General features: G+C 52.8%; 24 protein-coding genes. 8 read left to right on the top strand and 16 right to left on the bottom strand.

Annotated features, from left to right (window positions below):
- The first annotated feature begins 28 nt into the window (after nucleotides 1–28).
- Nucleotides 29–898, top strand: a complete 870-nt coding sequence (gene robA / locus QUE74_RS27265) for an MDR efflux pump AcrAB transcriptional activator RobA (protein ID WP_000371674.1) — start codon at nucleotides 29–31, stop codon at nucleotides 896–898.
- On the opposite strand, the gene gpmB is transcribed toward robA, so the two are convergent.
- The gene (gpmB, locus tag QUE74_RS27260; protein ID WP_000942351.1) at nucleotides 895–1,542 is read right to left on the bottom strand and encodes a 2,3-diphosphoglycerate-dependent phosphoglycerate mutase GpmB; all 648 of its coding nucleotides are present in this window, start codon (nucleotides 1,540–1,542) and stop codon (nucleotides 895–897) included. The genes robA and gpmB overlap by 4 nt on opposite strands.
- A 51-nt stretch (nucleotides 1,543–1,593) precedes the next feature.
- Between gpmB and yjjX the strand changes: the two genes are divergently transcribed.
- Nucleotides 1,594–2,109 (top strand): inosine/xanthosine triphosphatase, encoded by a 516-nt coding sequence (gene yjjX, locus QUE74_RS27255; protein WP_001361184.1) that lies wholly within the window; start codon nucleotides 1,594–1,596, stop codon nucleotides 2,107–2,109.
- Here the strand turns inward: yjjX and trpR are convergent.
- Together trpR and sltY are read right to left on the bottom strand one after the other, a co-directional pair.
- Nucleotides 2,103–2,429: a trp operon repressor gene (gene trpR / locus QUE74_RS27250; protein WP_000068678.1), complete on the bottom strand. Its 327-nt coding sequence runs from the start codon at nucleotides 2,427–2,429 to the stop codon at nucleotides 2,103–2,105. The two genes, yjjX and trpR, sit on opposite strands and share 7 nt — an antisense overlap.
- Nucleotides 2,430–2,518: 89 nt before the next feature.
- On the bottom strand, nucleotides 2,519–4,456 hold the full coding sequence (gene sltY, locus QUE74_RS27245; RefSeq protein WP_000409431.1) for a murein transglycosylase: 1,938 nt from the start codon (nucleotides 4,454–4,456) through the stop codon (nucleotides 2,519–2,521).
- Nucleotides 4,457–4,666: 210 nt separating this feature from the next.
- Here sltY and ettA point away from each other — a divergent pair, with 210 nt between their 5' ends.
- Nucleotides 4,667–6,334 carry an energy-dependent translational throttle protein EttA gene (gene ettA, locus QUE74_RS27240; RefSeq protein ID WP_000046754.1) on the top strand — a complete coding sequence of 556 codons (1,668 nt, stop codon included), beginning with the start codon at nucleotides 4,667–4,669 and terminating at the stop codon, nucleotides 6,332–6,334.
- Nucleotides 6,335–6,389: 55 nt separating this feature from the next.
- Here ettA and nadS read toward each other — a convergent pair whose 3' ends face one another.
- The 5 genes from nadS to serB all read right to left on the bottom strand — a co-directional run bounded on the left by nadS (nucleotide 6,390) and on the right by serB (nucleotide 10,752).
- The gene (gene nadS, locus QUE74_RS27235; RefSeq protein WP_000007436.1) at nucleotides 6,390–6,674 is read right to left on the bottom strand and encodes a NadS family protein; all 285 of its coding nucleotides are present in this window, start codon (nucleotides 6,672–6,674) and stop codon (nucleotides 6,390–6,392) included.
- A 1-nt stretch (nucleotide 6,675) separates the two neighbouring features.
- Nucleotides 6,676–7,008 (bottom strand): type II toxin-antitoxin system RelE/ParE family toxin, encoded by a 333-nt coding sequence (locus QUE74_RS27230; RefSeq protein WP_000513551.1) that lies wholly within the window; start codon nucleotides 7,006–7,008, stop codon nucleotides 6,676–6,678.
- A 91-nt stretch (nucleotides 7,009–7,099) separates the two neighbouring features.
- On the bottom strand, nucleotides 7,100–8,332 hold the full coding sequence (gene nadR, locus QUE74_RS27225) for a multifunctional transcriptional regulator/nicotinamide-nucleotide adenylyltransferase/ribosylnicotinamide kinase NadR (RefSeq protein ID WP_000093831.1): 1,233 nt from the start codon (nucleotides 8,330–8,332) through the stop codon (nucleotides 7,100–7,102).
- Nucleotides 8,333–8,352: 20 nt separating this feature from the next.
- Nucleotides 8,353–9,735 (bottom strand): DNA repair protein RadA, encoded by a 1,383-nt coding sequence (gene radA, locus QUE74_RS27220; RefSeq protein ID WP_001029698.1) that lies wholly within the window; start codon nucleotides 9,733–9,735, stop codon nucleotides 8,353–8,355.
- A gap of 48 nt (nucleotides 9,736–9,783) precedes the next feature.
- Complete coding sequence (gene serB / locus QUE74_RS27215) at nucleotides 9,784–10,752, bottom strand: phosphoserine phosphatase (protein ID WP_001132947.1); 969 nt, start codon at nucleotides 10,750–10,752, stop codon at nucleotides 9,784–9,786.
- 105 nt (nucleotides 10,753–10,857) lie between these two features.
- Between serB and QUE74_RS27210 the strand changes: the two genes are divergently transcribed.
- Genes QUE74_RS27210 through QUE74_RS27200 form a run of 3 tightly spaced genes read left to right on the top strand, consistent with a single transcriptional unit; the run spans nucleotide 10,858 to nucleotide 12,841 of the window.
- A complete protein-coding gene (locus tag QUE74_RS27210) occupies nucleotides 10,858–11,502 on the top strand; it encodes a YtjB family periplasmic protein (RefSeq protein ID WP_000124615.1) in 645 nt (214 codons plus the stop codon).
- 27 nt (nucleotides 11,503–11,529) lie between these two features.
- Nucleotides 11,530–12,546 carry a lipoate--protein ligase gene (gene lplA / locus QUE74_RS27205; protein ID WP_000105841.1) on the top strand — a complete coding sequence of 339 codons (1,017 nt, stop codon included), beginning with the start codon at nucleotides 11,530–11,532 and terminating at the stop codon, nucleotides 12,544–12,546.
- Nucleotides 12,547–12,577: 31 nt separating this feature from the next.
- Entirely contained in the window at nucleotides 12,578–12,841 is a 264-nt protein-coding gene (locus tag QUE74_RS27200) for a helix-turn-helix domain-containing protein (RefSeq protein ID WP_000566247.1), read from the top strand.
- A gap of 160 nt (nucleotides 12,842–13,001) precedes the next feature.
- On the opposite strand, the gene deoD is transcribed toward QUE74_RS27200, so the two are convergent.
- From deoD to deoC, 4 genes are all read right to left on the bottom strand, one after another.
- Complete coding sequence (deoD, locus tag QUE74_RS27195; protein WP_000224877.1) at nucleotides 13,002–13,721, bottom strand: purine-nucleoside phosphorylase; 720 nt, start codon at nucleotides 13,719–13,721, stop codon at nucleotides 13,002–13,004.
- A 56-nt stretch (nucleotides 13,722–13,777) separates the two neighbouring features.
- Nucleotides 13,778–15,001, bottom strand: coding sequence for a phosphopentomutase (gene deoB, locus QUE74_RS27190; protein ID WP_000816471.1), 1,224 nt, complete (start codon nucleotides 14,999–15,001; stop codon nucleotides 13,778–13,780).
- A gap of 51 nt (nucleotides 15,002–15,052) precedes the next feature.
- Nucleotides 15,053–16,375, bottom strand: a complete 1,323-nt coding sequence (gene deoA, locus QUE74_RS27185) for a thymidine phosphorylase (RefSeq protein ID WP_000477811.1) — start codon at nucleotides 16,373–16,375, stop codon at nucleotides 15,053–15,055.
- A gap of 163 nt (nucleotides 16,376–16,538) precedes the next feature.
- Nucleotides 16,539–17,318, bottom strand: coding sequence for a deoxyribose-phosphate aldolase (gene deoC, locus QUE74_RS27180; RefSeq protein WP_001295412.1), 780 nt, complete (start codon nucleotides 17,316–17,318; stop codon nucleotides 16,539–16,541).
- Between the two features lie 258 nt (nucleotides 17,319–17,576).
- On the opposite strand from deoC, the gene QUE74_RS27175 reads away from it, so the two are divergent.
- The gene (locus tag QUE74_RS27175; RefSeq protein WP_001143282.1) at nucleotides 17,577–19,127 is read left to right on the top strand and encodes a YjjI family glycine radical enzyme; all 1,551 of its coding nucleotides are present in this window, start codon (nucleotides 17,577–17,579) and stop codon (nucleotides 19,125–19,127) included.
- A complete protein-coding gene (locus QUE74_RS27170) occupies nucleotides 19,099–19,962 on the top strand; it encodes a YjjW family glycine radical enzyme activase (protein WP_001088435.1) in 864 nt (287 codons plus the stop codon). The genes QUE74_RS27175 and QUE74_RS27170 overlap by 29 nt, the downstream gene beginning before the upstream one ends.
- Before the next feature lie 228 nt (nucleotides 19,963–20,190).
- Here the strand turns inward: QUE74_RS27170 and QUE74_RS27165 are convergent, their stop codons facing one another.
- The 4 genes from QUE74_RS27165 to osmY all read right to left on the bottom strand — a co-directional run bounded on the left by QUE74_RS27165 (nucleotide 20,191) and on the right by osmY (nucleotide 23,060).
- Complete coding sequence (locus QUE74_RS27165) at nucleotides 20,191–20,973, bottom strand: metal-dependent hydrolase (protein ID WP_000563035.1); 783 nt, start codon at nucleotides 20,971–20,973, stop codon at nucleotides 20,191–20,193.
- The gene (locus QUE74_RS27160) at nucleotides 20,970–22,043 is read right to left on the bottom strand and encodes a patatin-like phospholipase family protein (protein WP_000531528.1); all 1,074 of its coding nucleotides are present in this window, start codon (nucleotides 22,041–22,043) and stop codon (nucleotides 20,970–20,972) included. The genes QUE74_RS27165 and QUE74_RS27160 overlap by 4 nt, the downstream gene beginning before the upstream one ends.
- Nucleotides 22,044–22,164: 121 nt before the next feature.
- A complete protein-coding gene (locus tag QUE74_RS27155) occupies nucleotides 22,165–22,326 on the bottom strand; it encodes a DUF1328 domain-containing protein (protein WP_000490275.1) in 162 nt (53 codons plus the stop codon).
- A 128-nt stretch (nucleotides 22,327–22,454) separates the two neighbouring features.
- Nucleotides 22,455–23,060 carry a molecular chaperone OsmY gene (gene osmY / locus QUE74_RS27150; RefSeq protein WP_001295410.1) on the bottom strand — a complete coding sequence of 202 codons (606 nt, stop codon included), beginning with the start codon at nucleotides 23,058–23,060 and terminating at the stop codon, nucleotides 22,455–22,457.
- Nucleotides 23,061–23,436: the final 376 nt, after the last annotated feature.

The raw sequence follows: 23,436 nt of genomic DNA, 5'->3' as shown, positions 1-23,436 counted from the left end.
CTCGTTGTTGAAAGGATGAGGATATTTTATGGATCAGGCCGGCATTATTCGCGACCTTTTAATCTGGCTGGAAGGTCATCTGGATCAGCCCCTGTCGCTCGACAATGTAGCGGCGAAAGCAGGTTATTCCAAGTGGCACTTACAGAGAATGTTTAAAGATGTCACTGGTCATGCTATTGGCGCGTATATTCGTGCTCGTCGTTTGTCGAAATCGGCGGTCGCACTACGCCTGACTGCGCGTCCAATTCTGGATATCGCGCTGCAATACCGCTTCGACTCTCAACAGACATTTACTCGCGCATTCAAGAAGCAGTTTGCCCAGACTCCTGCTCTTTACCGCCGTTCTCCTGAATGGAGCGCCTTTGGTATTCGCCCGCCGCTGCGTCTGGGTGAATTCACCATGCCAGAGCACAAATTTGTCACCCAGGAAGATACGCCGCTGATTGGTGTTACCCAGAGTTACTCCTGTTCGCTGGAACAAATCTCTGATTTCCGCCATGAAATGCGTTATCAGTTCTGGCACGATTTTCTTGGCAACGCGCCGACCATTCCGCCTGTGCTCTACGGCTTGAATGAAACGCGTCCGAGCCAGGATAAAGACGACGAGCAAGAGGTCTTCTATACCACCGCATTAGCCCAGGATCAGGCAGATGGCTATGTATTGACCGGGCATCCTGTGATGCTGCAAGGCGGTGAATATGTGATGTTTACCTATGAAGGTCTGGGAACAGGCGTGCAGGAGTTTATCCTGACGGTATACGGAACGTGCATGCCAATGCTTAACCTGACGCGCCGTAAAGGTCAGGATATTGAGCGATACTACCCGGCAGAAGATGCCAAAGCGGGAGATCGCCCAATTAATCTGCGCTGTGAACTGCTGATTCCGATCCGTCGTTAACGCTGCAGCTCATCTAATGCAGGGGCGTCCAGATGCGAGATGTCCCCTGCGGTTTCAACCACCCAGCCAGACGCCAGCCACAAGCTTTCCTGATAATCCACGCGCGAAATAGAACAGTTACGCAGACGTAAGCGACGCTCTGCCCATGCTGGTAATCCGAGAATCGTACTCACCAGGCATCCCAGTGCAATACCGTGGCTCACCAGCAGCGGTCGGCTTCCCTGCGGTAATTCCCGGCAAGATTCCAGTGCCGCATTGACACGATCACTGAGCTCCTGCATAGACTCGCCTTCAGGAATACGTCCGTCGACAGTGCCATTGACCAGCTGGCGACGCCAGTTTTCTTCTTCTTCGGTGAGTGAATCGATATTTCTTGTTTCCAGTACACCCATATTTAATTCACGCAGGCGAGAATCAAAGATGATGTCACAGCCGCAGGCCTGGGCGATGATTTCCGCCGTGCGGCGGGTGCGCCCTAAATCGCTACTGATGATATGCGTAATGCCAAGCTCTTTGGCACGGGTCGCCACCTGCATCGCCTGTTGCTCACCTTTGGCAGTCAGCGGGCTATCAGACTGGCCCTGAATACGTCGCTCGGCGTTCCACTGCGTTTCACCGTGGCGGACTAGGTATACCTGTAACATGCTTTTTTTCCGTATACTGCTGTAACGTTAATTTTCTGAGTAATGCTGATTATGCACCAAGTTGTCTGTGCGACCACCAATCCCGCTAAAATTCAGGCCATTCTGCAGGCATTTCACGAGATCTTCGGCGAAGGATCCTGCCATATTGCATCCGTTGCCGTCGAGAGCGGTGTACCGGAACAGCCCTTTGGCAGTGAGGAAACGCGCGCTGGCGCACGAAATCGGGTAGCAAATGCCCGCCGTTTACATCCAGAGGCTGATTTTTGGGTGGCGATTGAAGCTGGCATTGATGGCGACAGCACCTTCAGTTGGGTGGTGATTGAAAACACCAGCCAGCGCGGCGAAGCGCGTTCGGCAACTTTGCCGTTACCTGCGGTGATTCTGGAGAAAGTGCGTGAAGGCGAGGCGCTCGGCCCCGTGATGTCGCGTTATACCGGCATTGATGAAATTGGCCGTAAAGAAGGTGCAATCGGCGTATTTACCGCCGGGAAGCTCACTCGCGCCAGCGTCTATCACCAGGCGGTGATCCTGGCGCTGAGTCCGTTTCATAATGCCGTGTATCAGTGATCTTTCAGCAACACCTCTTCCAGCCACTGGCGCAGCTCGACAGGCGCGGCTTTCAGACTGTTAGATCCACGCGTAATCGTCGCGATGCCAGCGCCGAGTTCATTTTTCAACTCACGCTGGCTCATTTCGCCGCGCAACAGCTCTTCGACAATACGCACGCGAGTCCCCAACGCTTCGCGCTCATCTGGCGTCAGCATCAGGTTTAACAACGGTAAATGGAGATCGTTTTGGTAGGCATTCTTAAGCAGGTCGACAAAACGTAACCACTCCTGGTGACGCTGTTCTGCCATCGCTGCTGAATAGGGTGATTGTTGGGCCATAATATGTCGCCATTGTTAGCGGGGGAAGCAAAATGCCTCCCCCGGTTGTACTCGCTAAAGAGTACGATAGCATATCATAAACGTGCGGATCAGTAACGACGTCCCCATTCCGTGGCGCTCATCAACGTTGGTTTATCCCCCATGAAATAGCGGTAGTAAGCGTCATAAGCCAGCACGTTCTTCACATAACCGCGCGTCTCAGAGAACGGAATACTCTCGACAAATGCCACTGCGTCGATTCGACCAGCGCTGTTGCCAAGCCAGGTGCGCACTCGTCCAGGTCCGGCGTTATAAGCTGCTGAGGCGAAAATACGGTTATTGCCAAACTGCTGATAAACATATTGCAGGTAACTGGTGCCGATGTTGATGTTCGTTTCCGGATCCAGCAATTGCCCAGGGCTGCTGTAGCCAGGAATAGAGAACATCTTCACCGTATGGGTCGCCGTACCAGGCATAATCTGCATCAGCCCGCTGGCCCCTACCGGTGACTTCACTTTCGGATTCCAGGCGCTCTCCTGACGGGCAATCGCCATCGCATAGCTTTGCGGGATCTCCTTACCGCTGGTGTAACGTTTGAAAAGATCGTTGTAGGCCAGCGGGAATCGCTCTTCCAGATGATCCCACAACTTCCCGGCGATCGTCGCCTGAACGCTGAGATCCCACCATTGGTTGTTGAAAGCATACCGTGCCAGCTGTGCCTGCTCTGTTTTTGACTTGCTCTTCACCAGATTGGCCCACTCGCTACGCGCGGTGTTATCGAGATTCCAGTACATCAACTCGCGCACGCGCGCCATCTCCGGCCCCTGAGTCAGGGTGCTGTCAACATTCTGCGGCGCTTTATCAATCTTCAGCTCATACTCTTCGCCGATGCGCTGTGCAGCAACCATCGGGTAGAAACCACGCTGTTGCATGAGTTGATGCAGAATCTCTTTCGCTTCAGCTTCGCGTCCGCGTTCCAGCAATAAATCGGCCTGCCAGTAACGCCATTCATCTTTCTCTTTCGCTTCCATCGGCAAACGCGCCAGCCAGGTATTCAGGCCACGCCGATCGCCAGTACCAAGCGCCATCCGTACTCGGCGTTCAATCAACGAGGTGGATTGCGAGCGCATAATGGCGTCATCGCGCCATTTCGCCTGCTCGTCGGTGACATCGTTGCCCATCAAACGCCAGGCGACGATATCGCGCAGTTCCTGAATCTGATCTTCATTAAGCTGCTGTGCCTGAGCAAGCGATGGGATCATCAGCCGTGCATTTTCAGCATCCTGCCGCGCCACACTGGCAAACGCCACCGCCGCCATTTGACGGGTAAAATCGGTCGCTCCGGTTGTACGCGCGAAGGTCAGTACCGTATTAGGGTTGTTCGCCAGTGAAATGATTGCCGAGGCGATAGTCTGGTAATCGGCAGGCATCTGCCCTGCCAGCACTGTCACCAGGCCTGTGTTACCCGCTTTCATCGCCAGACGGATACGCTCCAGATACGCCAGCGGATCTTGTTTGCCTGACGCACGCCAGACGCTAAATAACTTGTCACAGGCGTTAGGCTGGCTCTTGCCGGTTAGCCACAGCTCTTTCGCCCCTTGCCAGGCTTCTTCACTCTGCCCGGTATTCCATTTCGCATAGTAGTAATTACATTGCGCTTCGGTAGTTCCTGGCTTTTCCGGGCTAAAGGCTAACAAACCACGCCAGTCTTCACGCCGCGCCAGTTCATTGACGAAACGAGATTGTAGCGTGCGAGCGGGAGGAAGCGTGGGGTTAGCGCGAACAAAGTTAGTGACCGTCACCGCCGGTTGATTCATCAGATCATCGGTGATCTGGCGGTATTCCAGATAGGGATAAAGTGGATAATCCTTCAGTCCAGGCATCATTTGTTCGACCACATCCATTTGTCGATTATCCCAGGCCTGCTTAATTTGCGCGTAACGGCTACGCTGCTCATCCAGTGAGTCGGCTCGCGCCACGCTGCTGACCGTCAGCAGACAGACACCGACAGCCAACAGCCGCCAGGTAACGTGTTTGGCTTTTTCCACAAGCGCATCCTCTAAGTGTCAATACATCAATGCAGCGTCATGCCGCGTAATAGATTTATGCTAACCAGTCATTGCCGTTTACGCCACGTTACGGACACTTTTTTACTTTTACTGCGAGGGTGATCGACCGGCTGGGATTAGATAAGGAAACAGGCTACACTTCGCCTTTGAAAACTCATCATCACGATAAACATAGAGGCGAAGTCCAACGTGGCTCAATTCGTTTATACCATGCATCGTGTCGGCAAAGTTGTTCCGCCGAAACGTCATATTTTGAAAAACATCTCTCTGAGTTTCTTCCCTGGGGCAAAAATTGGTGTCCTGGGTCTGAACGGCGCGGGTAAGTCTACCCTGCTGCGCATTATGGCGGGCATTGATAAAGACATCGAAGGTGAAGCGCGTCCGCAACCGGATATCAAGATTGGTTACCTGCCGCAGGAACCTCAGCTGAACCCGGAACACACCGTGCGTGAGTCCATTGAAGAAGCGGTTTCTGAAGTGGTTAACGCTCTGAAACGTCTGGATGAAGTGTATGCGCTGTACGCCGATCCGGATGCCGATTTTGACAAGCTGGCCGCTGAACAAGGCCGTCTGGAAGAGATCATTCAGGCTCATGACGGTCATAACCTGAACGTTCAGCTGGAGCGTGCGGCTGATGCGCTGCGTCTGCCGGACTGGGACGCGAAAATCGCTAACCTTTCCGGTGGTGAGCGTCGTCGCGTGGCGTTGTGCCGCCTGCTGTTGGAAAAACCAGACATGCTGCTGCTCGACGAACCGACCAACCACCTGGATGCCGAATCCGTAGCGTGGCTGGAACGCTTCCTGCACGACTTCGAGGGCACCGTGGTGGCGATTACCCACGACCGTTACTTCCTCGATAACGTTGCAGGCTGGATCCTCGAACTTGACCGCGGTGAAGGTATTCCGTGGGAAGGTAACTACTCCTCCTGGCTGGAGCAGAAAGATCAGCGTCTGGCGCAGGAAGCTTCACAAGAAGCAGCGCGTCGTAAGTCGATCGAGAAAGAGCTGGAGTGGGTACGTCAGGGAACTAAAGGCCGTCAGTCGAAAGGTAAAGCACGTCTGGCGCGCTTTGAAGAGCTGAACAGCACCGAATATCAGAAACGTAACGAAACCAACGAACTGTTTATTCCGCCAGGACCGCGTCTGGGCGATAAAGTGCTGGAAGTCAGCAACCTGCGTAAATCTTACGGCGATCGCCTGCTGATTGACTCCCTGAGCTTCTCGATCCCTAAAGGGGCGATCGTCGGGATCATCGGTCCGAACGGCGCGGGCAAATCAACACTGTTCCGTATGATCTCTGGTCAGGAACAACCAGACAGCGGCACCATCACTTTAGGTGAAACGGTGAAACTGGCATCTGTCGATCAGTTCCGTGACTCAATGGATAACAGCAAAACCGTTTGGGAAGAAGTTTCCGGCGGGCTGGATATCATGAAGATCGGTAACACCGAGATGCCAAGCCGCGCCTACGTTGGCCGCTTCAACTTTAAAGGGGTTGATCAGGGTAAACGCGTTGGTGAACTCTCCGGTGGTGAGCGTGGTCGTCTGCATCTGGCGAAGCTGCTGCAGGTTGGCGGCAACATGCTGCTGCTCGACGAACCGACCAACGACCTGGATATCGAAACCCTGCGTGCGCTGGAAAACGCCCTGCTGGAGTTCCCGGGCTGCGCGATGGTTATCTCGCACGACCGTTGGTTCCTCGACCGTATCGCCACACACATTCTGGATTACCAGGATGAAGGTAAAGTTGAGTTCTTTGAAGGTAACTTTACCGAGTACGAAGAGTACAAGAAACGCACGCTGGGCGCAGACGCGCTGGAGCCGAAGCGTATCAAGTACAAGCGTATTGCGAAGTAATGCGTAAAATGCCGGATGCGGCGCGCCAGCATCGCATCCGGTAATAGTTAAATGATTAATGGGAGGCAAGTTCCCGGAAAAAGGCAGGATTTTCTTTAATTGTGGCAAGTACTTTTGCAGCCAATCCCGTAGGATTTCTTCGCTTCGATTCCCAGCTTTTAATGGTATCCACACTGGTTCCCAGAGCTTTTGCCATCTCACTTTGCGAAACGTTGAGTTGCTCACGAATAGCTTTAACATCCGCAATTTCGTAGCGGGTCACCCGTGCAGGTTCTTTTAAACCTTGTTTAATCTCGACAGCCTCTTCCAGAGAGGTTTTCAACTCATCAAAAAAACTCATTTTATACCTCACCTTTGAGCAGTTTCGTCAACTTCTTTAGTTGAGCTTTTTCCGTATCTGTCAGACTGTCTTTGGCATTCTTCGGATAGGCCATAATCAAATAAATAATCTCTTCCGTCGCCAGAAAGTAAATTATTCTGACACTACCACTTTTTCCCTGTGAACCCGCAGCCATTCGGACTTTACGCAATCCACCAGTCTGCTGAATGAGATCACCTTTATCGGGAGTTCCGATGAGTTCTTTTTGCAATTCCTTTAATTCATCATCGGTTGCAATCTGCTTGATCTGACGCGTAAACATTGGCGTCTCTATAAATATTATCGCCTTGCCCATTACCCTTCCCTGGCAGGTACATTGTACACCAAAATGGAGTACTAAGTACACTTTTGAATCAGTAATATCACTCAACATCTTATAAAGATGATTATCCCTGCTCCCCCATCATCTCCCGCACCAACTCCACGCAGCGCAGGAAACGGCTGTCGTAATCGTCCTCTTCAACCCGCACAAATTCGATATTGTTCTCTTCCAGCATTTCCACCAGCAAGTTCTGGAACTCTTTGCGATCCACCGAACTGCCGAGACTGCGTAAACCATCCGCCACCCACGGCGTGTTGTTCTCCAGCAGAATCACCAGATCAAAACGGTATTCATCGATCAGCGCCTGTACGAACGGATGCTCGCGCCCTTCGTACTTTTTGCAGAACGCCTGAGTTGTCACAAAATCGGTGTCGATAAACGCCACTTTATTGGCATATTTTACTGCAAAATCAATATATTGAGCGTGTCCAAGTGCGATTTTATCGTAGTCGGAATACTGCAATGCGATCTCATCGCCGCCAAGATGTGAAAAGACATAATCGCGACCATATTCCCATGCACTGGTAGTGTTGAAGATATTGGCAAGTTTGTTTACCAGGGTGGATTTACCGCTCGATTCGCCGCCGAGGATCGCCACGGTGCGCACAAAGAACGGCTTCACTTCGGTAGGAATATATTCCCAGTAGCGGAACGGATTTTCGCGGATCTGCGCACCACTGATACTCATAAAAGTACGTTTCGGATCGACCAATACCGTTTCGATCCCCAGATGTTCCATATACTGCGGCGCGTCGGCTTCTTCCGAGGTGTAGATCAGATCCGGCTGGATCCCTTTTTCAGCCATAAACTTTTTGATGCCGTTGCTCCACACATCCCAGCCATGCGGATACGGCTCCATGCCCTCTTCGTTGAATGCATGAATGCGAATATTTTTCTGATATTTAAAAGTTTGCAATAACCAGCGCAGACGATCCGGCACCGTGGGCTGCTGCGACATGGCGCTGTCTTCGAACAACGCGCGGTCGCGGGTAGCGTCAAAGCCCATAATGATATGCAGCTCGTCAACCTGACTACAGGCACGCTGGATAAGGTAGATATGTCCGGTATGCAGCGGGTAAAACTTACCGAATACAACACCAATAGTTTTCTTCTGCCGGGGAAATTCAAGTCCCAAATAACGGTGCAACGCCTCCAGCTTTTGCGCGCTGGGGCTTTTAATTTTGGCATTCAGTAACTGGCTTAAATACCCTTTGGTCATACCGCTGGCATCAGCCACCTGCTGTAGCGTACAGCCCTGTTGCTTGATGGCAGTTTTCAGATAATCAAATGACGACATATCTCCCTCCCTATCTCTCATTATAAGTCGTCGAACACGCTAAGCGCGTCGGAGAGTTTTTTAACGCCAAAAATCTGCATCCCTTCCGGCGCTTTTTTCGGCACGTTGGCTGCCGGAACAATCGCCCGCCGAAAACCGTGTTTCGCCGCTTCAGAGATTCGTTCCTGGCCACTGGGCACTGGACGGATCTCACCTGCCAGCCCGACTTCACCAAACACCACCAGATCCTGCGGCAGCGGTCTGTCACGCAGGCTGGAAACCATCGCCAGCAGTAATGCTAAATCGGCACTGGTTTCGGTTACCTTCACGCCACCGACCACGTTCACAAACACATCCTGATCGGCCATTTGCAGGCCACCGTGACGGTGAAGCACCGCCAGCAGGATTGCCAGACGGTTTTGCTCCAGCCCTACTGCGACGCGGCGTGGATTCGCCATCATCGAGTGATCGACCAGCGCCTGGATCTCCACCAGCAGCGGACGCGTTCCTTCCCACACCACCATCACTGAGCTGCCGGAGGTCACTTCATCGCCGCGACTTAAGAAGATGGCGGAAGGGTTGCTAACTTCACGCAGTCCCTGTTCAGTCATCGCGAAGACGCCCAGCTCATTCACCGCGCCGAAACGGTTTTTATGACTGCGTAAGGTGCGGAAACGGGAGTCGGCATCGCCGTCCAGAAGCACCGAACAGTCGATACAGTGTTCCAGCACTTTAGGGCCAGCCAGCGAACCATCTTTGGTTACGTGCCCCACCATGACAATCGCCACACCGCGCGTTTTGGCGAAGCGCGTCAGATAAGCCGCCGTTTCACGCACCTGTGCCACGCTGCCAGGCGATGACTGAACATCCGCCATATGCATCACCTGGATGGAGTCAATGACCATCAGCTTCGGTTGCTCTTCTTCGGCAATCAGGCAGATCTGTTCGATGCTGGTTTCCGACAACATATTGAGATTGTCAGTCGGCAGGCCGAGGCGATGAGCGCGCATTGCCACCTGTTGCAGCGACTCTTCGCCAGTGACATATAGCGTTTTCATCTGCTGCGCCAGTTTGCACAGCGTTTGCAGTAGCAGCGTGGATTTCCCCGCGCCTGGGTTACCGCCAATCAGAATAGCGCTTCCTGGCACTACGCCGCCGCCTAATACGCGGTCGAACTCTTTAAATCCGGTGGAAAAACGCGGCAACTCCTCAAGGCTGATATCGGAGAGTTTCTGGACTTTTGCTACCCCGGCGCTACCGGCATAGCCACTGAGACGCTCGTTACGCGCCACCGTTGGCGACGCAGCAAGACGCACCTCGGTGATGGTGTTCCAGGCATGGCAGGCGCTGCACTGCCCCTGCCAGCGCGGATAATCGGCCCCGCATTCATTACAAACAAAGGCGCGTTTTGGAGCTTTTGCCACGGTGTACCTCGTTAATGCTGTGCCGCCCGCAGGATGACGGGCGGGCAATTACTTCTGATTCAGGCTGCCAGAGAGGATGCAGAATACCCCCATCAGGTCAGCGTGACGGATGGTGACTTCCGTCTTTTCATTCACTTTTGGCTTGGCATGGTAGGCAATCCCCAGACCTGCCGCTTTGATCATCGGCAGGTCGTTGGCACCATCGCCAATCGCCACGGTTTGCGCCAGCGGGATTTCATACTCCTGCGCCAGGCGGGTCAGGGTTTTCGCTTTATACTGAGCGTCTACAATGTCGCCAATCACATTACCGGTAAATTTACCGTCCATGATCTCCAGTTCATTGGCTACTACGGCGGTCAGGCGCAGCTTATCGCGCAGGTATTCGGCAAAGAAGGTAAAACCGCCGGAGGCAATCGCCACTTTCCAGCCCAGCGTTTCCAGCTTGAGTACCAGTTGCGTTAAGCCTGGCATCAGCGGCAGATTTTCACGCACCTGTTGCAGAATATTGGCGTCAGCGCCTTTCAGCGTTGCCACTCGACTGCGCAAGCTGGCAGCAAAATCGAGTTCGCCGCGCATCGCCCGCTCGGTTACTTCCGCCACCATCTCGCCCGTTCCGGCCAGTTTGGCAATTTCGTCAATACATTCAATCTGAATGGCGGTGGAATCCATGTCCATCACCAGCAGACCTGGCGTGCGCAGATGCGGAATTTTCCCCAGCGGCGCGACATCCAGTTGTGCTTCATGGGCCAGGCGCGTAGCCCGGGCGGTAAGCGAACCTGCCAGACGAATCACCTGATAATCTTCCACGCACCAGGCGGCAACAATCACCATCGCCGCGCCCAGTTTGCTCTGGTATTGGGTCAGACGTTGTTTATCCAGCCCACGACCATACAGCAGCCAGCCGCTACGACCTGCGTGGTAATCCAGTGGCATCACTTCATCACCACTTAATGAAAGAGGCAGACCAGGCCATAAAGAGACATCTTCAGGCAGGTCGCACCAGGTAATGTTAGGCATTAAGGCTCCTGTAAAATCGTTCGAAGCAGGGAAAATAACGCATGAGGCTACCTTGTATCCATTGCTTCTGGCAACATTAAGTCTCAAATTTTCAAAGGGTGGAAGATGGCTCGCACAAAACTGAAATTCCGGCTGCATCGGGCAGTGATTGTCCTGTTCTGTCTTGCCTTGTTAGTGGCGCTGATGCAGGGGGCATCATGGTTTAGTCAAAACCACCAGCGACAGCGTAATCCGCAGCTGGAAGAACTGGCCCGCACCCTGGCGCGGCAGGTGACGCTGAACGTTGCGCCGCTGATGCGTACCGACTCGCCGGATGAAAAACGTATTCAGGCGATCCTCGATCAGTTAACGGATGAAAGCCGCATCCTCGACGCGGGCGTGTATGACGAACAAGGCGATCTTATCGCCCGTTCTGGCGAAAGCGTCGAAGTGCGTGACCGGCTGGCGCTCGACGGTAAAAAAGCGGGCGGCTATTTTAACCAGCAGATTGTCGAACCCATTGCAGGGAAAAATGGTCCGCTTGGCTATCTGCGCCTGACGCTCGACACCCATACGCTCGCCACCGAAGCTCAACAGGTGGATAACACCACTAACATTTTACGCCTGATGTTGTTGCTCTCGCTGGCAATCGGCGTAGTGCTGACCCGCACGCTGCTACAGGGTAAACGCACCCGCTGGCAGCAATCCCCCTTCCTGTTAACCGCCAGCAAACCGGTGCCGGAAGAGGAAGAAAGCGAGAAAAAAGAGTGACCCATTACTACAAGAAAGGAAATCGTTATGTCCACATTACGCCTGCTCATCTCTGACTCTTACGACCCGTGGTTTAACCTGGCGGTAGAGGAGTGTATTTTTCGCCAGATGCCCGCCACGCAGCGCGTTTTGTTTCTCTGGCGCAATGCCGACACGGTAGTGATTGGTCGCGCGCAGAACCCGTGGAAAGAGTGTAATACCCGGCGGATGGAAGAAGATAACGTTCGCCTGGCACGGCGCAGTAGCGGTGGCGGCGCGGTGTTCCACGATCTCGGCAATACCTGTTTTACCTTCATGGCTGGCAAGCCGGAATACGATAAAACGATCTCCACCTCGATTGTGCTCAATGCACTGAACGCGCTCGGTGTCAGCGCCGAAGCGTCCGGACGTAACGATTTGGTGGTGAAAACCGCCGAAGGCGACCGTAAAGTCTCAGGCTCGGCCTATCGCGAAACCAAAGATCGTGGCTTCCATCACGGCACCTTGCTACTCAATGCCGACCTTAGCCGCCTGGCAAACTATCTCAACCCGGATAAAAAGAAACTGGCGGCGAAAGGCATTACGTCGGTACGTTCCCGCGTGACCAATCTGACCGAATTGCTGCCGGGAATTACCCATGAGCAGGTTTGCGAGGCCATATCCGAAGCCTTTTTCGCCCATTATGGCGAGCGTGTAGAAGCGGAAATTATCTCCCCGGACAAAACGCCGGACTTGCCGAACTTCGCCGAAACCTTTGCCCGCCAGAGTAGCTGGGAATGGAATTTCGGACAGGCTCCAGCGTTCTCGCATCTGCTGGATGAACGCTTTACCTGGGGCGGCGTAGAACTGCATTTCGACGTCGAAAAAGGCCATATCACCCGCGCCCAGGTGTTTACCGATAGCCTCAACCCCGCACCTCTGGAAGCTCTCGCCGGACGACTGCAAGGCTGCCTGTACCGCGCGGACATGCTGCAACAAGAGTGTGAAGCGCTGTTGGTTGACTTCCCTGAACAGGAAAAAGAGCTACGGGAGTTGTCGACGTGGATAGCGGGAGCGGTACGGTAACTCGCTGATTAAAATATCCAGGGAAGGAAATATGATCGATCTGAAGAACCAGGAACGGGAGATTATCAATTTAATGTTCAGCCAGGGTATATCCTGGCTAACCGCCGTGCGTATCAGGCATAAACTATCACTTGCTGAAGTTAGTAAAATGTTGGGTATCTCGATTAATTCTCTAAAACAAATCGAAAAGACGGAACGGCTTAGTTCAAACATCAAAAACAAAATGGCAGGAATTTATGGTTGTCCGCCAGAGTTGCTGATATGCCCTTACTGGATGACGGCTGAACATAAATGAATAGTTTCGTGAATAGATACTCGAATGGATTTAATTTTCTATCCATATGAAAAATAATAGTAAATCTATAAATCAGTCGCTATTGATGAATAGATACTAAAAAGCCGGAGCGGTCTCCCGCTCCGGCTTCACACGACAATCGCCTTTCAGCGAAACACAATTACTCTTTATCGCCCAGCAGAACGGATTCCAGTGCGATTTTGATCATGTCGTTGAAGGTAGTCTGACGCTCAGCGGCAGTGGTCTGCTCGTGCGTGCGGATATGGTCAGATACGGTGCAGATGGTCAGGGCTTTCGCGCCGAATTCTGCAGCGACGCCGTAGATACCAGCCGCTTCCATTTCCACACCGAGGATGCCGTATTTTTCCATCACGTCGAACATTTCGCCGTCCGGAGAGTAGAACAGGTCAGCGGAGAACAGGTTACCAACGCGAGCATCAATGCCCAGTGCTTTAGCTGCATCCACTGCGTTACGCACCATGTCGAAGTCAGCGATAGCGGCAAAGTCATGGTCTTTAAAACGGATGCGGTTAACTTTGGAATCGGTGCAGGCACCCATACCAATCACTACGTCACGCAGTTTTACGTGCGGCAGAACTGCACCACAGGAACCAACGCGAATGATTTTCTTCACGCCGAAATCGGTGATCAGTTCTTTAGTGTAGATGGAGCAGGACGGGATACCCATACCGTGGCCCATTACAGAAATTTTGCGGCCTTTGTAAGTACCGGTGAAGCCCAGCATACCGCGAACGTTGTTCACTTCACGAGCATCTTCAAGGAAAGTTTCAGCAATATACTTCGCACGCAGCGGGTCGCCTGGCATCAAAACTACGTCAGCGAAATCGCCCATTTCTGCATTAATGTGTGGAGTAGCCATCATTTTATCCTTTTTGTGACATATTAAAGGCGGAGTCACTGCTCCGCCCAAATCCATCAGAACATGGCTTTGCCATATTCCATATCAGAAGTACCAAAATATTTTGCCAGAGTCTGGCCGATATCCGCGAAAGTTTCACGGTGCCCCAGCGAACCCGGTTTTACTTTCGGGCCGTAAACCAGTACCGGAATGTGTTCACGGGTATGGTCAGTACCGGTCCAGGTCGGATCACAACCATGGTCAGCAGTGAGGATCAGGATGTCGTCATCGCGCAGCAAAGACATCAGCTCTGGCAGACGGCGGTCGAACAGTTCCAGACCCGCAGCATAACCGGCAACGTCGCGACGGTGACCCCAGGAAGAGTCGAAGTCAACGAAGTTGGTGAAGACGATGGTGTTATCACCCGCTTCTTTCATCTCTTTGATGGTGGCGTCAAACAGCGCGTCCAGGCCGGTCGCTTTCACTTTTTTGGTGATGCCGCAGTTAGCGTAGATGTCTGCAATTTTACCGACAGAAACCACCTGGCCGTGTTTTTCATCAACCAGTTTCTGCAGCACGGTCGGTGCTGGCGGTTCAACAGCCAGGTCATGACGGTTACCGGTACGCTGGAAGTTACCGGCTTTGTCGCCGATAAACGGACGAGCGATAACACGACCGATGTTGTAGCCGCCGTTGGTCAGCTCTTCACGGGCGATTTCGCACAGTTCGTAGAGTTTATCCAGACCGAAAGTTTCTTCATGGCAGGCAATCTGGAACACGGAGTCAGCGGAGGTATAGAAAATCGGCTTGCCGGTTTTCATGTGCTCTTCGCCCAGCTGATCCAGAATGACCGTACCGGAAGAGTGGCAGTTACCGAGGTAACCCGGCAGATTAGCGCGCTCGACCAGTTTATCCAGTAGCTCTTGCGGGAAGCTGTTTTCGTGATCGGAGAAGTATCCCCACTCAAACAGAACCGGGACACCGGCGATTTCCCAGTGACCAGACGGGGTGTCTTTACCGGATGACATTTCGTGCGCCCATGCGTACGCGCCGATAACTTCAGCGTTGCCGTCCATTCCCGCCGGAATGAAACCGGTAGAACCTTCGTGTGCTTTCGCCAACCCCAGACGGGTCAGATTTGGCAGATTGAGCGGGCCTTTACGACCATTATCAGCTTCGCCTTTGGCACAAGCTTCTGCGATATGACCCAGGGTGTCAGCCCCGACGTCACCAAAGCGTTCTGCATCTTCTGTAGCGCCGATGCCGAATGAGTCCAGCACCATAATAAATGCACGTTTCATATGTTCTCCGTACTCAGTGCTTCAAATTTAAATGATCAGATCAGTATACCGTTATTCGCTGATACGGCGATAGACAGTTGGTGTGCTTTCCGGTGCTTTATCGGCAAGTTTAATTGCCGCTTTCACCGCTTTCGCCGCTTCCTGCCAGCTGTTTTCGTCTTTCGCGTGGATAACCGCCAGCGGACGCTGACCGTCTACCTGGTCGCCCAGACGCGCCATATCAGTAAAGCCGACGCTGTAATCGATGGTGTCAGATGCCTGACGGCGACCGCCGCCCATTGCAACCACTGCCATTCCCAGCGCGCGGGTATCCATTTCACTGACAAAACCTTCGGTATCAGCATAGACTGCTTTCGTCAGCATCGCTGTCGGCAGATACTTCGCGTAGTTCTCAACGAAGTCGGTCGGGCCTTTTTGTGCCGCTACCATACGACCAAAGACTTCTGCCGCTTTACCGTTGTCCAGTACCGCCTGCAATTTCGCGCGCGCTTCGGCGTCATCTTTCGCCAGTTTGCCGGAGATCAACATCTCCACGCACAGTGCCATCGTGACATCAAACAGACGCGGGTTACGATACTCACCAGTCAGGAACTGCACCGCTTCACGAACTTCAACCGCGTTACCTGCACTGGAGGCCAGCACCTGATTCATATCGGTGAGCAGCGCGGTGGTGCGCACGCCAGCGCCGTTAGCCACGCCAACAATCGCTTCGGCAAGGGCTTCAGAGAGTTCGTAGGTCGGCATAAACGCGCCGCTACCGACTTTCACGTCCATCACCAGCGCGTCCAGACCTTCCGCCAGTTTCTTCGCCAGGATCGAGGCAGTGATCAGCGGGATGGAATCCACGGTTGCGGTAATATCGCGGGTCGCATAGAAACGTTTATCCGCCGGAGCCAGTGAACTGGTCTGGCCAATAATCGCCACGCCAACATCTTTAATAATTTCGCGGAAACGGTTGTCATCTGGGAAGATGTCGAAGCCAGGGATGGATTCCAGTTTGTCGAGCGTACCGCCAGTATGGCCGAGGCCGCGACCGGAGATCATCGGAATATAGCCGCCGCAGGCTGCGACCATTGGCCCCAACATCAGCGAAGTCACATCGCCGACGCCGCCGGTCGAGTGTTTATCAACAATCGGGCCATTCAGATGCAGGCTTTTCCAGTCGAGAACGGTTCCTGAATCTCGCATCGCCATCGTCAGCGAGACACGCTCCGGCATTGTCATATCGTGGAAGAAAATGGTCATCGCGAGGGCGGCAATCTGCCCTTCGGAGATAGTGTTGTCGCGAATACCGTTGATAAAGAAGCGAATTTCTTCATCGCTCAGCGCATGACCATCACGTTTTTTACGAATAATTTCTTGTGCGAGAAACAAGGTAACCTCCCGTGGAATAAGTTTGAAGGCGTTGTTGCCAGATGGCGGATGTTGTTATTGCCTGATGCTGACCGCTTCTTATCCTGCCTACACGGCAATCGTCCCGTAGGCCGGATAAGGCGTTCGCGCCGCATCCGGCATCCACCCTCTGGCAAAAGGCAGCTTAGTAGCTGCTGGCGCTCTTACCGTCGCCGTGGCCCAGCGCTTTCAGCAGGCTTGCCAGCAGGCTGGAAGCACCAAAGCGGTAGTGACGCGCATCAGCCCAGTCAGCACCGAACAGTTCATCTGCGATGGCAAGATATTTCTGCGCATCTTCCGCAGTACGCACGCCGCCCGCCGGTTTGAAACCAACGGTTTTTTCTACGCCCATGTCGCGAATCACTTCCATCATGATGCGCGCGCTTTCCGGCGTCGCATTCACAGCCACTTTACCGGTAGAGGTTTTGATGAAATCAGCACCCGCTTTGATGGATATTTCAGACGCTTTGCGGATCAGCGCTTCGTCTTTCAGTTCGCCGGTTTCGATGATCACTTTCAGCAGTACATTCGCTGCCGCGCAAGCCTCTTTACAGGCTTTCACCAGGTCAAAACCTACCTGCTCGTTACCCGCCATCAGCGCACGGTACGGGAACACCACATCAACTTCATCGGCACCGTAGGCGATTGCCGCGCGGGTTTCGGCCAGCGCGATTTCGATATCGTCGTTACCGTGTGGGAAGTTGGTTACCGTAGCGATACGGATTTCCGGGGTACCCTGCTCTTTCAGCGTTTTGCGAGCAATTGGGATAAAGCGAGGATAGATACAGATAGCGGCGGTATTGCCGACCGGAGTTTTGGCCTGATGACACAGGGCGATCACTTTCTCGTCGGTGTCGTCGTCATTCAGGGTGGTCAGGTCCATCAATTTCAGTGCACGCAGGCTGCTTGCTTTCAGATCAGTCATTTCATTCTCCTGGCTTGTCGCCAATAAAATTCACCTTGCGAGTTTGTTAGTATTCTAACATCGACTCCGCAACACACTTCGATATACATCACAATTAAGGAAATCTACTTACAAAATTGCATTACTGTAATGCGATCTGGTTCAAATAATTCACTTTCAAATGAATGCGTCAGTGGTGGCAAACGCATCAGGATCAAAGTGAACATCACGAAACTTCTTACAATGGCGCATCACCTTCGGCATAAAAAGGAACAGAAGATGCCCACTTCTCATGAAAATGCACTGCAACAACGTTGCCAGCAAATTGTCACCAGCTCAGTACTTAGCCCGGAGCAGAAGCGCCATTTTCTGGCGCTGGAAGCAGAAAACAATCTGCCTTACCCACAGCTTCCTGCCGAAGCCCGCCGCGCGCTGGATGAAGGTGTAATCTGCGATATGTTTGAAGGTCATGCGCCGTATAAACCGCGCTATGTCTTACCCGATTACGCCCGTTTTTTGGCCAACGGTTCCGAATGGCTGGAGCTGGAAGGCGCAAAAGATCTTGATGACGCACTCTCTCTGCTGACCATTCTTTACCACCACGTTCCTTCGGTCACATCGATGCCGGTCTACCTGGGGCAACTGGATGCGTTGTTGCAACCGTATGTTAGAATTCTAACACAAGACGAGATCGATATTCGAATAAAACGTTTCTGGCGTTACCTCGACAGAACCCTGCCAGACGCCTTTATGCACGCCAATATTGGCCCATCTGATTCACCCATTACCCGTGCGATTTTACGCGCAGACGCAGAGCTGAAGCAGGTTTCACCGAACCTGACTTTTATCTACGATCCTGAAATCACCCCTGATGACCTGCTGCTGGAAGTGGCGAAAAACATCTGTGAATGTAGCAAACCGCACATCGCCAACGGTCCCGTGCATGATAAAATTTTCACAAAAGGGAGCTACGGGATTGTGAGCTGTTACAACTCACTGCCGTTAGCGGGTGGTGGCAGTACGCTGGTACGCCTCAACCTGAAAGCCATTGCCGAGCGCAGTGAATCGCTGGATGACTTCTTTACGCGCACTCTACCGCACTACTGCCAGCAGCAAATCGCCATCATCGATGCGCGGTGTGAATTCCTCTATCAACAATCACACTTCTTTGAGAATAGCTTCCTGGTGAAAGAAGGGCTGATTAACCCTGAACGTTTTGTGCCAATGTTTGGCATGTATGGGCTGGCGGAAGCGGTTAACTTGCTGTGTGAAAAAGAAGGAATTGCCGCACGTTACGGTAAAGAAGCCGCCGCAAATGAAGTGGGTTATCGCATTAGCGCGCAACTGGCGGAGTTTGTCGCCAATACCCCCGTGAAATATGGCTGGCAAAAACGCGCCATGTTACACGCACAGTCGGGGATAAGTTCCGATATCGGCACCACGCCGGGCGCGCGTTTGCCGTATGGCGATGAGCCAGATCCGATCACCCATCTGCAAACTGTCGCCCCGCATCATGCTTATTATTATTCCGGCATCAGCGACATTTTGACGCTCGACGAAACCATCAAACGTAATCCGCAGGCGCTGGTACAGCTTTGCCTCGGTGCCTTTAAAGCCGGAATGCGTGAATTTACCGCCAATGTCAGCGGTAACGATCTGGTTCGCGTTACCGGTTATATGGTGCGTTTGTCGGATTTAGAAAAATATCGTGCCGAAGGTTCACGTACCAATACCACCTGGCTGGGAGAAGAAGCCGCACGCAACACTCGTATTCTGGAACGCCAGCCGCGCGTTATAAGCCATGAACAGCAGATGCGCTTTAGTCAGTAAGATTATCCCCTTCTCCTGCGTTGACGGGCCAGGCAGTCGTCTGGCTCTGTTTTTACAGGGCTGCAATCTGCGCTGCAAAAACTGTCACAATCCGTGGACGATGGGGCGCTGTAATGATTGCGGTAAGTGCGTGCCACAGTGTCCGCATCAGGCGTTGCAGATTATTAACAGCAAAGTAGTGTGGAACGCAGCCGTCTGCGAGCAGTGTGATACCTGTCTGAAGATGTGTCCGCAACATGCCACGCCGATGGCGCAATCCATGAGCGTGGATGAGGTGCTTAGACATATCCGCAAAGCGGTGCTGTTTATCGAAGGGATAACGGTAAGCGGCGGCGAAGCCACGACCCAGCTGCCGTTTGTGGTGGCGCTGTTTACTGCCATCAAAAACGATCCGCAACTGTGCCATCTCACCTGTCTGGTGGACAGTAACGGCATGTTGAGCGAAACCGGCTGGGAAAAATTACTCCCAGTGTGCGACGGCGCGATGCTCGACCTCAAAGCGTGGGGTGGCGCGTGCCATCAACAGCTAACCGGACGCGATAATCAGCAGATCAAGCGCAGCATTAGTCTGCTTGCCGAGCGCGGCAAACTGGCAGAACTGCGTTTGCTGGTAATCCCAGGCCACGTGGATTATTTGCAGCATATCGATGAGCTGGCGGCGTTTATCAAGGGTCTTGGCGATGTTCCGGTACGCCTGAACGCGTTTCATGCTCACGGCGTGTATGGCGAGGCGCAAAGCTGGGCGAGCGCCACGCCGGAAGACGTTGAGCAATTGGCTGATGCGTTACGGGAGCACGGGGTGAGCCGATTAATATTTCCGGCGCTGTATTTGTGACATGGCGGATGCAGCCTACGGTTCGGCACAGACCTGTAGGCATGATAAGACGCGTCAGCGTCGCATCAGGCATTGTGCGTCGACTGCCGGATGCGGTGTGACGCCTTATCCGGCTTACGGTTCGGCACAGACTTGTAGGCATGATAAGACGCGTCAGCGTCGCATCAGGCATTGTGCGTCGACTGCCGGATGCGGTGTGAACGCCTTATCCGGCTTACGAAGGGCAGACTACCCACGAACGTTAAACACCGCATACGTGTTATTAAGCAACACTTCGGCAATCTCATCCGCGGGTTCCGGGCGTAACTCGCACAGCACGGCAAACACACGGGCGGCCTGTTCAGGGCGATTAGGCTGCCCCTGAAAACCATTGAGCGGCATATCTGGTGCGTCGGTCTCCAGCAACATCGATGCCAGCGGCAGCTTTGCGATGACATCGCGGGTTTTACTGGCGCGTGGATAGGTGATAGTACCGCCTACGCCAATTTTGTAGCCCAGCTGCACAAACCGTTCGGCCTGTTGCAGGCTGCCAGAAAAACCATGAACCACACCAGTGCGTGGCAAATTTTGGCGTTTAAGATGCATCGCCAGTTTGTCGTGCGTGCGCCGTGAATGAAGGATCACCGGCAGATCGTAGCGTTTCGCCAGTTTCAGTTGTTCATCAAGCAACCACTGCTGCCTCTCAAATTGCGGATCGTCACCAAAGAGATCCAGGCCGATCTCCCCCACCGCCACCACCTTCGTCGGACGTCTTCCCAACGCCTGCTGTAACTGATCCAGCGATGCATCGTTATGTTTTTCCAACATCCCCGGATGGAACCCTAAAGCGGCATACAGCGGTTGATAATTTTCCGCTAACGCCTGCACGCGGGCAAAATTTGCCGCCTCGGTGGCCGGAACAATGATCTTGCCTACGCCCGCTTGTGCCGCGCGTTGCAGGCTGGCCTCTTCATCGCCACTAAACGGCGGGAAATCAAAATGGCAGTGGGTGTCGATAAAACGGCAAATCAAGCCAAATCCTCATTGTTAAATGTCGGGTCGTTCGCCTGTGGAGCGTCTATCACCTCGGTAACCAGCGTATCGTTGGCGACGGGTGCAGGCGGAATAACGATCGACTCCGGCGTCACCACCGGCACCAGATGGCGGCTCAGCGGCGCTTTTTCAGTCAATAACTTACCGACCGTTGCCAGAAAATAACGCCCGCATAAACGCCCAAGTTTATAGTCTTCACGCAGCGCCGGAATCCGACTGCCGAGCGCGATACTATGTAATGGCTTCGGCGGATAAATTTCGAATATCCTCAACTGGCCCGGTGGTTTCTCAATAAATTGCTGAATCTCACGATAGCTGGTTTCATGATGCTGCACCAGATTGACCAGCGGCTGCAGGCTACTGTCACCCAGCCAGCGTTCCATGCGTTTGAACCACTGCGGCGTATAGTACATTTGTGACGGCACAGTGCGGATAACGACCAACGTTTTTGCGCCCTGCCTTGCCGCCTCTTTAACCGGGATCGCATCACTGATCCCGCCATCCAGGTAATTAATGCCTTCCAGCGACACTCCGCTACGATAAAAGCCAGGTATTGCACTGGAGGCGCGAATCACATCCAGCCAGTTTTGTTTGGTTGGTAAAAAGTAATTCGGCGCGTAGTCATCCTGACGACAGGCGCACATATAAAACGATTTGCCGCTGTCAAATAGCCGCGCTGCGGTGTCCATTTGCAACGGCATCTGGCTTGCGGTGGCCTCCACCAGCCAGTCGAGATCGATAAGATTTCCTCCACGGACAAAGCGCAATGGATCGAAAAATTCGCGTTTTGTGGTATAGCGCATGATGACTTTGCGCGCGTAACCGGGCTGATTGCAGATATACGCCGAGAGGTTCTGCGCCCCGGCAGATGTGCCGAGATAAAGATCGAAAGGATTAAACTGCGCGCGCATAAACTCATCCAGCACGCCAGCTGTGAAAATTCCACGCTGCCCGCCGCCTTCGCACACCAGAGCTATTCGTCCAGGCTGGAACGGCCTTAGCGACAACGGCGCAATATTACCAAGCGTTACAGGTATTCGCTGCCCCACCTCTGCCTTCCTGTTTTTGTTGTGAAAGAATGACAAAGTAACGCAATTTATTATTCGCTAAAACCGCAAAAGCCAGTCCGCTGGACTGGCTTTGGATAAAATTTTCTTAATGGTCTGAAATCTAGGGTCGTTTTCGGCCCATGAACAAACTCACCAGGAACAGAATAATCCCGACGACAAAGACAATTTTAGCTGCGCCTGCAGCAGTACCGGCCAGACCACCAAACCCAAGTGCGGCGGCGATTAACGCGATAACCAGAAATATGATGCCCCAACGAAACATATAAGCGTCTCCTTTACCATAGTTAATGTCACCGCTTGATATGAGCGTGAAAATCACTCAATGCGATATTTTTAGTGTGGTGCACATCGCGCCTCCCGACAAAGTTCGGGAGGACGAATTACGACGAATTACTTAGTTTTCAGATCATTTTTAACGCTTTTCACACCATCTACCGCTTTGGCGATACTTTCAGCACGGTCACTTTGTGCCTGAGAATCTACGGTACCGGAGAGCTGAACCACGCCATCGGTGGTTTCAACTTTCACTTTACGTGAAGGGACGATATCGTCCGCCAGCAGCTTAGCTTTGATTTCACTGGTGGTGGCGGTGTCACCCGCGTAGCCCTTCACAGAGCCTTCTTTAGCGTCGCGAACGTGCAGTTTGTCGCTGACAGAGGTCACGCCTTCAACGCCTTTCGCCACTTTCACTGCCTCTTCGGCCTGGGCCTGGCTTTCAACGAAACCGCTCAGGGTCACGACTTTTTGATCGGTTTTGACAGAGATATCGGTGCTCTTGATGTTGTCATGATCCACCAGGGCCGCCTTCACTTTCGCGGTGATAGCGCTGTCATCCATGAAATTACCGACTTTATTCATAGAGCTATCGACTTTTTGCCCTGCGCTTTCATTGGTTGTCTGCGCGTTGTTTTCTGCGTAGGCAGAGCCGGTCGCGACGGCAGAGGTCAACATTACAGCCAGCAGAGTTTTCGAAATCTTCAGTCTTGTCATAGTCATCGATTTATTCCTGTATGTTTGCTCGTAATTTGAGCCTGGCAACACGAGGTTGCATTGCTGAATAGGGAGAGACTTCACCCTCTACAGAAGTCAACGGTCTCCATCACAAAATCGATGGGTGATGAATAACGACCATTACAGCCTCTGAATCAGTTATTAATATCGGTAGAATGACAATCGACGGCTTTAGATACTGATATCTACGCATTGAACGGTATTTAACGCCGTCAGAAATGTCATTACTTTGTTAAATATAGATCACAATTTTGAAACCGCTCGGGATATCAGCGAAAACATAAGCAAAAGTGAATGTTTTAAGAACATTCCGTAAGCGGCTAATAAGGAAGGGAAATTGACAGGGCGCAGCGGCTACCGC

The organism is Escherichia sp. 10290 (genome assembly GCF_030295155.1).
In the GTDB taxonomy this organism is placed as follows: domain Bacteria; phylum Pseudomonadota; class Gammaproteobacteria; order Enterobacterales; family Enterobacteriaceae; genus Escherichia; species Escherichia coli_F.
This window is presented reverse-complemented; position numbering and strand designations above follow the sequence as displayed.